The sequence below is a fragment of the Bacillus sp. V5-8f genome, assembly GCF_002863565.1.
GTDB lineage: Bacteria > Bacillota > Bacilli > Bacillales > DSM-1321 > Peribacillus.
This window is the reverse complement of the sequence record NZ_PGUW01000007.1, coordinates 119,122-132,486: the sequence shown is the minus strand read 5'-3', so window position 1 is coordinate 132,486 and position 13,365 is coordinate 119,122. Positions and strand designations below refer to the sequence as shown.

At 39.4% G+C, this 13,365-nt stretch carries 14 protein-coding genes; 11 read left to right on the top strand and 3 right to left on the bottom strand.

Going from position 1 to position 13,365, the window contains the following annotated elements; all coding sequences use genetic code 11:
- Nucleotides 1-7 precede the first annotated feature (7 nt).
- Complete coding sequence (locus tag CUU64_RS11475) at nt 8-1,501, bottom strand: rhamnulokinase (RefSeq protein WP_101633760.1); 1,494 nt, start codon at nt 1,499-1,501, stop codon at nt 8-10.
- 242 nt (nt 1,502-1,743) lie between these two features.
- On the opposite strand from CUU64_RS11475, the gene CUU64_RS11470 reads away from it, so the two are divergent.
- Genes CUU64_RS11470 through CUU64_RS11455 form a run of 4 tightly spaced genes read left to right on the top strand, consistent with a single transcriptional unit; the run spans nt 1,744 to nt 5,308 of the window.
- Nucleotides 1,744-2,502: a DeoR/GlpR family DNA-binding transcription regulator gene (locus CUU64_RS11470; protein WP_101633759.1), complete on the top strand. Its 759-nt coding sequence runs from the start codon at nt 1,744-1,746 to the stop codon at nt 2,500-2,502.
- A 34-nt stretch (nt 2,503-2,536) separates the two neighbouring features.
- Nucleotides 2,537-3,205 carry a class II aldolase/adducin family protein gene (locus tag CUU64_RS11465; RefSeq protein WP_101633758.1) on the top strand — a complete coding sequence of 223 codons (669 nt, stop codon included), beginning with the start codon at nt 2,537-2,539 and terminating at the stop codon, nt 3,203-3,205.
- Nucleotides 3,206-4,660, top strand: a complete 1,455-nt coding sequence (locus tag CUU64_RS11460) for an FGGY-family carbohydrate kinase (RefSeq protein ID WP_257985494.1) — start codon at nt 3,206-3,208, stop codon at nt 4,658-4,660. It begins immediately after the preceding gene.
- Between the two features lie 15 nt (nt 4,661-4,675).
- A complete protein-coding gene (locus CUU64_RS11455) occupies nt 4,676-5,308 on the top strand; it encodes a histidine phosphatase family protein (RefSeq protein ID WP_180954563.1) in 633 nt (210 codons plus the stop codon).
- A gap of 182 nt (nt 5,309-5,490) precedes the next feature.
- On the opposite strand, the gene CUU64_RS11450 is transcribed toward CUU64_RS11455, so the two are convergent.
- The gene (locus tag CUU64_RS11450) at nt 5,491-6,279 is read right to left on the bottom strand and encodes a DeoR/GlpR family DNA-binding transcription regulator (protein ID WP_101633756.1); all 789 of its coding nucleotides are present in this window, start codon (nt 6,277-6,279) and stop codon (nt 5,491-5,493) included.
- 340 nt (nt 6,280-6,619) lie between these two features.
- On the opposite strand from CUU64_RS11450, the gene rpiB reads away from it, so the two are divergent.
- The 6 genes from rpiB to CUU64_RS11420 all read left to right on the top strand — a co-directional run bounded on the left by rpiB (nt 6,620) and on the right by CUU64_RS11420 (nt 11,450).
- On the top strand, nt 6,620-7,081 hold the full coding sequence (gene rpiB, locus CUU64_RS11445) for a ribose 5-phosphate isomerase B (protein ID WP_101633755.1): 462 nt from the start codon (nt 6,620-6,622) through the stop codon (nt 7,079-7,081).
- A 1-nt stretch (nt 7,082) separates the two neighbouring features.
- On the top strand, nt 7,083-8,087 hold the full coding sequence (locus CUU64_RS11440; RefSeq protein ID WP_101633754.1) for a dihydroxyacetone kinase subunit DhaK: 1,005 nt from the start codon (nt 7,083-7,085) through the stop codon (nt 8,085-8,087).
- Nucleotides 8,088-8,101: 14 nt separating this feature from the next.
- Nucleotides 8,102-8,752 (top strand): dihydroxyacetone kinase subunit DhaL, encoded by a 651-nt coding sequence (dhaL, locus tag CUU64_RS11435; RefSeq protein WP_101633753.1) that lies wholly within the window; start codon nt 8,102-8,104, stop codon nt 8,750-8,752.
- Nucleotides 8,753-8,888: 136 nt separating this feature from the next.
- Nucleotides 8,889-9,854, top strand: coding sequence for a class II fructose-bisphosphatase (gene glpX, locus CUU64_RS11430; RefSeq protein ID WP_101633752.1), 966 nt, complete (start codon nt 8,889-8,891; stop codon nt 9,852-9,854).
- A gap of 210 nt (nt 9,855-10,064) precedes the next feature.
- Nucleotides 10,065-10,853, top strand: coding sequence for a TIGR00266 family protein (locus tag CUU64_RS11425; protein WP_101633751.1), 789 nt, complete (start codon nt 10,065-10,067; stop codon nt 10,851-10,853).
- 339 nt (nt 10,854-11,192) lie between these two features.
- Nucleotides 11,193-11,450 (top strand): hypothetical protein, encoded by a 258-nt coding sequence (locus CUU64_RS11420; protein ID WP_101633750.1) that lies wholly within the window; start codon nt 11,193-11,195, stop codon nt 11,448-11,450.
- 114 nt (nt 11,451-11,564) lie between these two features.
- On the opposite strand, the gene iadA is transcribed toward CUU64_RS11420, so the two are convergent.
- On the bottom strand, nt 11,565-12,743 hold the full coding sequence (iadA, locus tag CUU64_RS11415; protein WP_101633749.1) for a beta-aspartyl-peptidase: 1,179 nt from the start codon (nt 12,741-12,743) through the stop codon (nt 11,565-11,567).
- Nucleotides 12,744-12,901: 158 nt separating this feature from the next.
- On the opposite strand from iadA, the gene CUU64_RS11410 reads away from it, so the two are divergent.
- On the top strand, nt 12,902-13,216 hold the full coding sequence (locus tag CUU64_RS11410) for a hypothetical protein (protein WP_101633748.1): 315 nt from the start codon (nt 12,902-12,904) through the stop codon (nt 13,214-13,216).
- Nucleotides 13,217-13,365: the final 149 nt, after the last annotated feature.

The window sequence follows — 13,365 nt, the reverse complement described above, 5'->3', positions numbered from 1 at the left end:
TTATCGTTTATACATACCTATCACTTAATAAAGGTTCTTCTCTCCCCATAATTTCTTTAAATTGTTGAAATGCTTCTTGCCAGCTCAATGATTCCTGTGGTTCATATACATTGATAGAGAACGAATTTTTCACTATATCCCTCGCTTCTCTCAAATCTTTTATTTCCCTTTTAGCAATGTATTGCATTAAGAGGTTTCCGATTGCAGTTGCCTCTTTTGGTCCAGCCCATACATGCCTTGATAACGCATTAGCCGTAAATTGGCACAATAACTGATTTTGAACTCCTCCGCCAACAATGTGAAGACATGGATATTTCACCTGTGTCAGTTCTTCAATACGATCCAGCACAAATCGGTATTTTAACGCGAGCCCCTCAAGGATTGTTCTAACTATTTCACCTTTAGTTTCAGGTATCCTCTGCTTTGTTATTGAACAATAATGTTGAATTTGACCAGGCATTTTATCAGGATTCAAAAACATTTCGTGGTCGGGATTTATGAAGGCAGTAAATGGTGATGCTTGGTTTGCCAAATTGATCATTTCTTCGAATGAAAGTAATTGACCTTCCTTTTCCCAGGTGCGTCTGCACTCCTGGATTAACCAAAGACCCATTATATTCTTTAGCAAACGCGTAGTTCCATTTGCTCCAGTTTCGTTAGTGAAATTCCATTCCATTGATTGTTGATTAATGATTGGCTCCTTTAATTCTGTTCCCAGCAAGGACCATGTACCGCAGCTTAAATACGCAAAATTTTCTTCTGCAGTTGGTACCGATATAACGGCAGATGCTGTATCATGCTCAGCTACCGCTACTACTTCCGTTTTAGGGATCGCCAATTCATCCGCAATAGATTGTCTTATAGTACCCGCAGGCGATCCTGCGTCGACAATTGGCGGAAACCAATGGGAAGGAAATCCAAGTTTTTGTATGATTGTATGCTCCCATTCTCTTGAATTAAATAATTGTGAAGTGGATGCAATCGTACCTTCAACTGTTTTTTCTCCCGTCAAGAAGTAACGAAGTAAATCAGGGATCATGAGGAATGTATCAGTGACTTGCAAAATAGGATTTACTTCTTCTTTCATGGCAAATAAATGATAGAGGCCATTTACCGGTGTAAATTGAATTCCTGTTTTTTTATACATTTCTTCTTTTGGAATAATGCTGCATACTTTTTCAATCATCCCTAACGATTGTTTATCCCGATAATGGCTTGGATTTGCAAGCAAATGACCATTTCTGTCGATAAGGCCGAAATCAAGGCCCCACGTATCAATGCCAATGCTGGACAAAACCTCGCTATCTTCTAACTTAGCCCGTAAAAGCCCCTGTTTTATCTCATGATATAAACGTAAAATATCCCAATAAAATCTTTCACCAATTTTCACTGGATCATTACTAAACCGATGGACTTCGCTAATGATTAATTTACCCGATTTCAACTTTCCAATGAAAGCTTTCCCACCTGATGCTCCTAAATCAAATGCCAGAGCTTGCAAACTAGCACCTCCCCAATAGTGTCTTTACTGAAAATTCTGTATTTTTTTGTATTTTATCCCCATACCAATAATAAAGTCAATAAATCTTGTTAATGTTCATTAATATATATTAATTAGTTTTATGTTTCGTTACTATAAATCGTTATTTTTTTAACTATTTTTTAGAATATTGACAATAAACAGTAATAAACGTTAAAATTTATTAGTAAATTACTATCTTTTCTGAAGGCAGGTGCATAACCTTGTTAGTAGCCCAAAGGCATCAGCTTATTCTTGAGTTATTGGAACAAAAAAATGCCATTAAGATTGAAGATCTCAAACCTCTTTTTCCTGTTTCAGAATCTACCCTGCGAAACGATTTGCGCTACTTGGAAGAAAAAAAAAAGTTACGGCGCTCCCATGGAGGAGCAATTAAAATTCAAACAAACCAGGAAACTTCTTTTCAACAGCGCACTTATTCCTTCAAATCTGAAAAAGAGAACATCGGGAAGGCTGCTGCTGGACTTATAAGGCCAGATGAAACCATTTTTTTAGACGCTGGCACTACTGTTATGGAACTGGCTAACAATCTTCCTGAAACGTTTGAATTTAACATAGTTACTCCTTCTCTTACTGCCGCTATGGCAGCAGGAAATCATACTAATATATCAGTTCATCTAGTAGGCGGTGTACTTCGACATTCCTTACAAGAGTTGGTAGGTCCAAAAGCAGTTCAGGGTTTTCTTGAGGTATCTGCCCAAAAGGTTTTCCTTGGTGCAAGCGGTTTAAGCTTTGAACGTGGTGTCAGCGAAAACCATGTATTTTCCGCAGAAGTTAAGAAAGCAATGGTGGCATCTGCCGAGGAAGTCATCCTTCTCTTAGATTCCAGTAAAATAGGAAAATCCTATCTAATGGAACTATTGCCTTTAACGAAACTAGATAGAATCGTCACTGATTCCAATATTTCCGACCAAAACTACCAAAAGTTAGTTGAATTGGGCATCCAGGTTTTAATTGCTTAATCGAAATATCTTTTTTAAAAAAGGAGTGTATTTAATGCGAATTGCAGAACCTTTACTATCGGACCTTAGGAATTACAGCAAAAAAATAGTGGATAATAACCTAGTGGTAGGGCCTGGCGGTAACACCAGCATCCGGGATAATAATGTCATGTGGATCTCCCCAAGTGGTTTTGCACTGGATGATATTAGTGATGAAAACTGGGTACCAGTAGATATTGAGACAGGAGAAGTCATTCATCCGTCATTAAAACCATCCTCTGAGCTTGCGATGCATTTAGAAATTTATCGAAAACGTAAAGATGTCAATGCGATTGTACATACGCATCCACCCATTACCCTTGGTATCATCAGTACAGAACATAATGAAATACCGCCCATGTTTCCCGATTATGTCGCACTTGTAGGTGAAGTTCCCTTTATTAATTATGTGGTGCCATGTTCGAACGAACTTGCAGAAGCTGTTATCTCTGTTCTTGATAACCCTTCTTACAGTGCTTTATTCATGAAAAACCATGGCTTAATTACTATCGGGTCCACAATGAAACAAGCATTCTACCGAACTGAAATCATTGAAGATGCAGCCCGGATTTTTTGGGTAAGTACGAGTGTTGGTAAACCGCAGTCGCTCTCAAAAGATGATGTGAAAGAGATTCTAAACCTTGAAGCTGAAAAATATCGACAAAATTTACTTGAGAGGGCTTGATTGCAATTGGGAATCGCTCACGCTGTATTTATTGGAGTAGACGTAGGTACGCAGGGGGTACGAGTTATGGCCCTCTCGGAAAACGGAAACCTTTTGGCTAGCCATTCGTACACTTTTTCAATGGCAAATGACTCCAAAATCAGAATCGAACAATCAGCTAACTTATGGTGGAAGTGTGTTTTAGAATCCCTAATTAACGTAGCAAATGAGTTAGCAAAAAAAGACAAACTAAAACATGTAGTGGCAGTTTCGGTTACCTCTACCTCGGGGACCATCCTGCCTGTTGACCGAAATTACCAGGCAATCCATCACGCCCTTATGTACAGTGATCCCAGGTCCGAAAAAGAAGCAGCCATTTGCAAGGACATATCAAAGAACGAGGATCTCCCTCCATTTAACAGTTCATATGGGCTCCCTAAAGTGTTGTGGTTCATAAATAATTTCCCGGAGAAGACAGAGTCCATTTACAAATGGTGTCATGCTTCCGATTTTATTATCGGGAAATTGAGCGGGATTTGGGGTGTCACTGATTATACGAACTCGTTAAAAACTGGATATAATCTTGCCAATGATGAATGGCCGGATTTTATTAGTACGAAATTAAACCTTCCTTCGTCTTGGTTTCCAACCGTTGTAAGGCCTGGGACGATTCTTGGCAGGCTGTCATCTGAGACGGCAGCTTTAACCGGCCTCCTTCCAGACATTAAAGTTGTGGCTGGTTTGACCGACGGCTGTGCCTCCCAAATTGCTGCCGGATCCTTAGGCCCAGGACAGTGGAATACGACAATCGGAACGACAATGGTCATCAAAGGTGTTACAAAGCAAAGGATAATTGATCCATATGGGCGTCTCTATAATCATAAACATCCCAGAGGCTATTGGATGCCGGGGGGCGCAAGCAATACTGGTGCGGATTGGGTCTCAAAAGATTTCGCCGAGGATGACCTTATATTATTAAATGGGATGGCGGGGAAGATAATCCCCTCTAACCTGCTGTCTTACCCACTTCAACAGCAAGGTGAACGATTTCCCTTCGTTTCGGAACGGGCCAGGGGATTTGATCCTCCGAAAGCGGACAAATTTCACTTATTTACATCAAGGATGGAAGGTGTTTCTTTTATAGAGCGGCTATCCTATGAAATGATAGAAGACCTTTCCGGAGAAAAGATAAAAGAAATATATACAGCCGGTGGAGCCAGCAAGAGTGATGTATGGCTTTCGATTCGAAGCAATGTATTAAAAAAACCGATATATAAAATGAAGCATGTCGAAGGTGCAGTCGGGGCTGCATTGACAGCAGCAGCAGAAACATATTTTTCAGACATAGAAGAAGCCGGGTCAAACATGCTAATTCAGGAAAAGATAGTGGAACCAGGCAGTCTCACCGATAAATACGATGAATTATACCACCTCTTTAAAAAATCCTTACAATCAAAAGGCTACCTTACCAACTAATTCGGGGGAATGATAATGACGACTTTCTATTTGTTGCGCCATGGTGAAACGGAATGGAACAGTGACCATAACCGATATTGCGGCAGAACCGATATCGGCCTCTCCTCTAATGGAACAACACAAGCAGCCTTAGCTGCAAAATGCCTGAATCAGATTCAATTTTCAGCTGTATACTCATCCCCTCTCAGACGGGCATACGAAACAGCTAATATTATTAATCCTAATGGCTCACTTCAGATAAAAAGTGACGACAGGATTATGGAAATAGATTTTGGAAATTGGGAAGGACAAACAAGGGACGAGATTGAACGTAATCACCCTGAATCATGGAAATCATGGCTTTCACATCCCGCCAACACGAATGCTGGAGAAAGTGGAGAAACCGCAAATGATGTCTACACACGGGCTGCGGATTTCTTTATCGAAAAAAGCCAACAGCACCTAGGCAATAATGTTTTAGTGGTGGGGCATAATACCGTAAACCGATTTTATATTACTGGAGCGATGGGACTTCCCTTCAATAATTATCGTACTATTAAACAAAGCAATACTGGAATTACAATATTTGAAATAAATCAATCAAATAAAATTGAATGGTTGCAAATAAATAGCATCATGCATCTTATCGCTGTATCCGAACAGATATAATGGCAATCTGATACTATTAAACTAAAATTAGGCTTTAAACCCTTACCTTTTAAACAAGGGAATAACGTTTACGAAAAACAGTGGGTCATGCGATTGGCCATATTTTAATACGCTGGAAAAACAAAAAAACTCGAGGTTTTGAGTACACCTCGAGTTTTTTGCAGCAACATAATTAAAGTTCCCTAAAATTGAGGATTTGGAACAAACATATAATCTATTCCTTTTTCATTAAGCATTCTATCTTCTTCTTTAGACAATGGATAATCGGAAATCACAATATCAATTTCATTTATTGAGGCAAAGGAAGCAATGGAGTTCTTATGAATTTTACTATGGTCCAATAATGCAGCTACTTTTTGAGAAGACTGCACCATAGCCCTTTTTAGCTCAACTTCATAAACACTGAAATCTAATAAGCCGGATTCAAATGAAAAGCCATTAGCCGAAGTAAAAAAGATATCGACATGAATTTGGTTTAGAATGCTTGCTCCCAGATTTCCTTCTAACCTGTTAGATCCCCCTTTTACAACCCCGCCTAACAATATAACGGTAATATTCGGATTTTCACTTAACTCTGTCGCCGTATTAATTCCACTGGTCACCACTGTCAATCTAACTTGCATATTTTTTAAAATCCTGGCCAGCTCCAGAGCAGTAGAACTGGCGTCAAGCATTATACACCGGCCATTCGTGATGATTTCAGCTGCTTTTTTTGCAATCATATACTTTTCATTTTTATTTTTCTGTTCCCTTACTGAAAAGCTAGTCTCATTTTCTATATAATCTGTGAGTACAGCTCCCCCATGAGTCCTTACAAGTAATCCATCTTGTTCCATTTTTGTGAGATCCGTCCGCAAGGTTGCCTCAGAAACGCTGATTTCTTTTGAAAGTTCTTTTACAGTTATTTTTTGCTGTTTATTTAAAATTTCCAATATCATCTTATGTCTTTCAGGAATTAGCATTTTTGACATCTTCATCCCCCATACTTCTATTCAAAATTCCCTCTAATAATTATTGTTAACTAATAGGCCACTGTATAAAAAATTTTTCAGTTCTACTTATTTTGGAATGATAAAAATTTGGTGATTTTTTTATATACTTCTTCACTTTATAATGTAACCGCTTTTAGTCAAGAAGTAAACCGAAAAACAAAAAAGTTGCTTATTAAATAAAGCAAAAAGAAAAGTATCAAAAGAAAATGATTAAAAATGAAGAAAAACGATAATTGCTTATTGACACATTTTGATTTAGATGGAAAAATGATAATTAAATTAGAATATATCGAAAATTCTTGCTAGGAGTGTGTTTATAATGAAGATAGGATTGGGTGCGGACCACAATGCCTTTGATATGAAAGAAGATATCAAAAAATTAGTGATTGAGCTCGGACATGAAGTTGAGGATTATGGCTGCTATTCCTGTGAAGAAGTGGATTATCCGGATGTTGCGTTCGAAGTTGGAAGCGCTATCGTGGATAACAAAATTGACAGGGGGATTCTAGTTTGCGGCACAGGAATAGGTGTTGCCATAGCCGCCGGAAAAATTCCTGGAATCCGGGCAGCCTTGTGCCATGATACATACTCAGCTGAGAGGGCTCAAAAAAGCAATAATGCCCAGATTTTGACAATGGGAGCAAAAATAATTGGCATTGAAGTAGCCAAACAGGTAGTAAAAGCTTACTTAGAATCTGAATTCAGTGGCGGGAACTCCGGTAGAAAAGTCCAAAAAATCATTGACAAGGAACAAGAATTTTTAGGAGGAGTGAAATCTTAAAATGAAAAAACTTATTAATGATCCAAATACAGTGGTAGATGAAATGATTGAAGGTTACGTTAAAGCCTACCCTCAATATGTTAGACAACTGGAAGAAAATAAACGCTCCCTGGTTACTGCAAAAGAAACAAAGGAACATAAAGTCGGAGTACTAATTGGCGGAGGCTCCGGCCATGAACCGGCTTTTATGGGATATGTCGGGGATGGCATGGCCGACGGTGTTGCTATAGGAAATATCTTTGCCTCACCTCCTCCAGACCCTATTATTGAAGCAACGAAAGCAATCGATAAAGGCCAGGGTGTACTGTATATTTATGGTAATTATGCTGGTGATATCATGAATTTCGGTATGGCTGCTGAAATTGCGGAGCTTGAAAACGGCACTCAAATTGAAACTGTGATCGTAACAGATGATGTCGCATCTGCTCCAAGGGATCAAATAAACAAAAGAAGAGGGATAGCAGGTGAATTCTTTGTTACAAAGGTTGCAGGTGCAGCCGCAGAGAACGGCTCCTCATTAACAGAAGTTGTTAGGATAGCGAATAAGGCGAATGATGTAACTCGAAGTATGGGTGTAGGGTTGTCACCTTGTTCATTACCGCAAACAGGCCAACCTAGCTTTGAACTGGCGGATAATGAAATGGAGATCGGTCTTGGGCATCATGGAGAACCTGGAATTGAAAAAGGTGAACTTCAGACCGCCGATAAAGTTGTTGATCGATTGGTTAACGATATCCTAGATGATATGCCAGTTGAAAAAGGTGAAAAGGTTTCGGTTTTGGTAAACGGATTGGGTTCCACTACAAAAATGGAATTGCTTATTATGTTTAGAAGGGTTGAGCAATTATTAAGCGAAAAAGAAATCAAGATCCATCGGTCCTATATTGGTGATTACAGCACTTCCCTTGAAATGGGTGGGGCTTCAATCACGTTAATAAAGCTAGATGATGAATTAACCATCTTAATAGACCACCCGGCTGATTGCCCTATGTATGTACAAAAATAGGAGGGGATTTTTCTATGATTTTTACATCGAAAGATTTTAAAAGTTTTTTATCAAATGTTGTTGAAGTCATTGAAGAAAATAAAGATTACTTATCAGAACTCGACCGTAAAATAGGTGATGGCGACCACGGGGTTACGATGTCGATTGGCTGGCAGGCAATTAATGAAAAACTGCAAAATGAACTTTTAAATGAAGAAGATTGCAGTAAAATCTCTGTATCAGCAGGAAGAACATTTCTAAGTGCCGTGGGTTCTTCAGTCGGTCCTCTTTATGCGACTGGATTTCTTAGAGGAGCGAAAGCTATCCAAAATAAAAAAGAGCTAACAGATGAGAACTTAAAAGATTTTTGGATCGCTTTTATATTAGGTGTGCAGGAACGAGGACAAGCAGAAATAGGTGATAAAACGATGATAGATACACTATTACCTGCTAAGAAAGAATTAGAGCTTCAGTACGGGCTCACAGGAAATTTGTACGAATCTTTTTTGAAAGCCCTTACAGTTGCCAAAAAGGGAATGGAATCCACTAAAGAAATGCTTTCAAAGCGAGGCAGATCTAGCAGATTAGGTGAAAGATCGATTGGAAATCAAGATCCGGGAGCAACGTCTGCTTATTTAATTTTGTTGACATTCTTTCAAACATTGAAAACAGTTCAAGAAGTCTAATCTAAAGCCTTCACTCCTGCCAGGCTGACTGGATTACAATGTGGTCAGTCTGTGCGACTTAAATTACAAAATGGTATTTTCATTAACTGTTATCAGACAAATTTTTAATAAGCCAATAAATGAATGGAGGAGAAATATGGAGGTTACCACATCGGCTGAAAGCAGCATCCATCATTTAGTATTAGATTTTCTTAGGGTTTCGCAGTCTGCTGCTTTAGCCGCATACCCATGGATCGGCAAGTCAAATAAAACAATGGCTGATGATGCAGGTACAATGGCGATGCGAAAACAATTAAATCTCATAAATATGAGTGGAACAATTGTTATTGGAGAGGGTGAAATGGATGATGCACCAATGTTGCACATAGGAGAAAAAATCGGAACAGGGAACGGTCCTCTTATTGATATAGCAGTGGATCCAATTGAAGGAACAAGCCTCCTGTCAACTGGACAGGACAATTCTTTAGCGGTAATCGCTGTAGCGGCGGGCGGAAGTTTATTGCACGCCCCTGATATGTATATGACTAAGCTTGCAGTAGGCCCTAAGGCAAAAGATTGTATAAACATCGATATTTCTCTCACGGAGAACATGAAAATTGTCGCAGAAAAACTCGGAAAAGAAGTTAGTGAATTAACAGTCATGGTACAAGACCGTCCTCGGCATCACCGGCTCATGAAGGAAGTTATGGCGTTGAACGCCACGATAAAGCTTTTTTCAGATGTGGATATTACAGGAGCAATCGGTACTGCCATTGATGAATCTGGGGTCGACCTTTTCGTAGGAACCGGCGGTGCACCGGAAGGAGTTATTGCTGCTACAGCCCTTAAATGCTTAGGTGGAGATTTTCAGGCCAAACTTGTCCCTCAAAATTCTGCGGAAATTGAAAGATGCAAACGGATGGGAATTAATGATTTAGATCGAAAATTCACAATAAACGATATAATTAAAACAAACGATTGTTTTTTTATAGCAACAGGCATAACTGACGGTATGTTGTTAAAAGGGGTACAAAAGAAAAACAATGGCTCGAAGCTAACCCATTCTCTTGTTGTAACGGGCAAAAATCATGTTTATCAGTTTATTGAAGCACACCATAAATAAGAACTCATGATTTATTTAAATGTTCTTTTGTTTATCCAGCCTTGTGAAATTGCTGGATTTTTTTATTGCCAAGTGATTGCAAATTACGATAAACAAATGTTTTCTTATAAACCTAATGCCCCGACTGAAAATTGGTAAATAATAATAGCGCAACCCCCTTCTATCTTTTACAATTAAAGATAAGTTTAAATAATAAATGGAGGTATACATATGAATAACCATAAAATTGATTACAAAATTTATGGTGATGACATGCAGTTTGTGGAAGTGGAGCTTGATCCGAATGAGACGGTGATCGCTGAAGCCGGAAGCTTGATGATGATGGAAGACGGTATCCATATGGAAACAATATTTGGGGATGGTTCAGGCGGTGGCGGCGGGATCATGGGGAAATTGTTTGGTGCCGGGAAGCGATTGATTACTGGTGAAAGCTTGTTCATGACCACATTCACCAACCAGGGCCAAGGAAAAAAACACGTTTCGTTCGCCTCCCCATATCCAGGAAAAATTGTCCCGATGGACTTAAGCGAATTGGGCGGAAAAATTATTTGTCAAAAAGATGCTTTCCTTGCTGCTGCTAAAGGTGTGTCAGTCGGTGTGGAGTTCCAGAGGAAGATTGGTGCCGGTTTCTTCGGCGGTGAAGGATTTATCATGCAAAAGCTTGAAGGTGATGGAATGGCTTTTGTTCATGCTGGAGGAACGATTTATAAAAAAGAACTTGCACCTGGTGAAATACTCCGTGTCGATACAGGCTGTTTAGTCGCCATGACTAGCAGGGTGGGTTATGACATCGAAATGGTGAAAGGCGTTAAAACCGCCCTATTTGGTGGGGAAGGTCTTTTCTTTGCCACTTTACGCGGCCCTGGAACAGTTTGGGTCCAATCTCTTCCATTCAGCCGTCTGGCAAGCCGCGTATTTGCCGCTGCTCCAGGAGGAGGCGGTTCCAAAGATGAAGGAAGCATGCTCGGCGGCGTATTCAGAATGCTTGATGGAGATTGATTTATAAACACCACGAATGATATGTTTCATGCAAGCCTGGTCAATTCAAACGATTGGCCAGGCTTTTTTGTTTTGCTGAAATCAATAAGGGTAAAGAAGAGGTACTACATTCAACTTTATCTCGTAGTTCATCATGATTTCCACAACTACAAGCGAAATATCGCGAACTTCGCCACTAAGTGGCAATTTGTCGCAACGAAAATCGATCTTTCGCAGCAAAGAACAAAATATCACAACTAACATCAAAATTCCGTAACGTAAAACGAATCCCAAAAAAAGCGCTTTTCAAGAATAAAATTCGTACCCCGATCTAATTCTAAAGCACATTGGAGGCCCGGCATGGAACTGATTAAATGGTCTTATTCCAGGCGAAATGAAGTGAAAGCATCTTTTGACAGCCACCCTAATTCCTCAGTAAGGTTTAGGAGAATAAAAAATTATTTTACTTATTCTGCAGACTGGTCTTTAGCAGACCCAATCATCACAGGTGCGGATATGGAAGAAATGGAACTGCTTTTAAATAGGGCACTCGGTTTTGAAACGGCATACATAAATAAAAAACAGAAATACCAAAACCAGAGTAAAAATGGAAAATAAAAAAATCATGATGATTAGCGAAATCCAAATAGATCAGCGATAATCAAGCATATCAGCTAAAATCCAAAATATATCAGCGAAACACTATTTGAACATATGATAGCCAACACGGCACTATTTTTCTTCGAAGGTCCCCTTTACAACAGCTTTGCCGTTTTCCACCATGAGCTGTCCCATTGCAAAAACGGAATCCACTTCCAACGTTTCTTTATTGAGGAACACGAGGTCAGCATCCATTCCTTTTTGAATTCGTCCCTTTTGTGAGAGCTTGAGGATACGGGCTGGATTTTCCGTTATAACACGGATTGCCTTTTCAATAGGGACGCCCTCTTCAACAATCGCTGCACGAACTTCTTTATACAAGGATGAACATTTTCCGATATTCAGGCCTCTCAAGTGTCCGGTGGAATCGAAGTCGGGTAAACTTGCCTGGCCATCCGAGGTGAAGGTGATCCTGCTGATATCTACACCGGCTTCAAGCGCCCTTTTAAGCGCTTTGCTGGATTTCACCTCGCCCTCCTCAATGAATTTCTTAATGGAACTTGTTGTAAAATCAATGAATCCACCCTTTTTTGCATATTTGACTCCTGCCTCAAATAAATGATGGTTCCGGTTGATATGGGTCGGATAAAACTGATGAATCGGAATTTCAGTTTTATCGATTACTTCTTCAATAACATTTAGATGGTCCAAGCTGTCCCCCACATGGATATTAACGATACCGGCTTTTCCTGATAACATCCCCCCAATACGGGCAGCAGAAGCCACTTTCGCTAATTCTTCCACTGTCGGCTGGGATGAACGGTGGTCAGAGATCGCTATCTCCCCTGCACCGATGATACGGTCAATTAAGATAAGATCATCTTCAATTTTTCCTGTAAGCGTTTTTACAGGCACTTGATAGGAACCTGTATGAACATAGCAAGTAATCCCTTCTTCCTCCAGGGCCCTTGCTTTTGCAATCAGGCTTGCCATCGTTCTGGTCGTCCCGTCCGTACCAATTACTCCTACAAGTGTCGTAATACCGGCTAATGTCGCATCTGTCAATTGAATCTCAGGTGTACGTGTTTTATAGCCCCCTTCCCCACCGCCGCCTATAATATGGACATGGGAATCGATGAACCCTGGAACCACCAGTTTCCCTTTAGCATCAATGATTTCTACTTCAACGAACTGCTCGGGTACCTCAATATGATCCTGAATAAAACCAATATGTTTTCCAGTTAACAAAAGATCTTTCTTCCCAATATATTCGGGGGCATATACTTCTCCATTTTTAATCAAGGTTAACATATGACTCATCTCTCCCTGCCTATCAATGAATGTAGAGGGTTTAACACTTTTCTGATATAACGAAAAGGTTTCAACTTTATTGTTCCGGGTAAATAAAAAACATAACCAAGTTAGCTAACAAACATATAAAATGATTGAACTAAAGGAGCATTCACATTATGTATGAAATCATCTCATCAGATATAAAAATAGATAAAAAATTATCCGTTCAGCAAATGATGGCACTATATCAGGAAGTCAGCAGCTTTGACGGCAATGTCTATTTCCTTTTCAAACATAAAATCATTGATGCGGCGAAGCTATCAAAGTTAGTTTCATTTATGCTTACTATAGAGGAAAGGACTTCCATTAAGGTGATTATTGAAGGAAAAAAAGTACAAAAAATGGTTAGCACAGTGACAAAATACTGTGGTGGAAAGCTGCAAAAAAATTATAAATTGTATATGAATCCTAAGGATACAATTCAAATTTAAAAAGCAATCATTAACCAGTAATATTTGTAATTACCGCACAGAATAGTCCGATAACAAGACTGCCTTTCATAAATGGCGGTCTTTTTCCATGCAGTTTTTTATTTTTCGTTCCATTCCCACTTTTTATACCTCTTAACAAAGAGTACATC

Bases quoted from the DNA above. Each gene is read 5' to 3' on its own strand.
- CUU64_RS11465 (WP_101633758.1), top strand. From the start codon at position 2,537: ATGCGAATTGCAGAACCTTTACTATCGGACCTTAGGAATTACAGCAAA.
- CUU64_RS11455 (WP_180954563.1), top strand. From the start codon at position 4,676: ATGACGACTTTCTATTTGTTGCGCCATGGTGAAACGGAATGGAACAGT.
- CUU64_RS11450 (WP_101633756.1), bottom strand. From the start codon at position 6,279: ATGTCAAAAATGCTAATTCCTGAAAGACATAAGATGATATTGGAAATT.
- rpiB (WP_101633755.1), top strand. From the start codon at position 6,620: ATGAAGATAGGATTGGGTGCGGACCACAATGCCTTTGATATGAAAGAA.
- CUU64_RS11440 (WP_101633754.1), top strand. From the start codon at position 7,083: ATGAAAAAACTTATTAATGATCCAAATACAGTGGTAGATGAAATGATT.
- dhaL (WP_101633753.1), top strand. From the start codon at position 8,102: ATGATTTTTACATCGAAAGATTTTAAAAGTTTTTTATCAAATGTTGTT.
- glpX (WP_101633752.1), top strand. From the start codon at position 8,889: ATGGAGGTTACCACATCGGCTGAAAGCAGCATCCATCATTTAGTATTA.
- CUU64_RS11425 (WP_101633751.1), top strand. From the start codon at position 10,065: ATGAATAACCATAAAATTGATTACAAAATTTATGGTGATGACATGCAG.
- CUU64_RS11420 (WP_101633750.1), top strand. From the start codon at position 11,193: ATGGAACTGATTAAATGGTCTTATTCCAGGCGAAATGAAGTGAAAGCA.
- iadA (WP_101633749.1), bottom strand. From the start codon at position 12,743: ATGTTAACCTTGATTAAAAATGGAGAAGTATATGCCCCCGAATATATT.
- CUU64_RS11410 (WP_101633748.1), top strand. From the start codon at position 12,902: ATGTATGAAATCATCTCATCAGATATAAAAATAGATAAAAAATTATCC.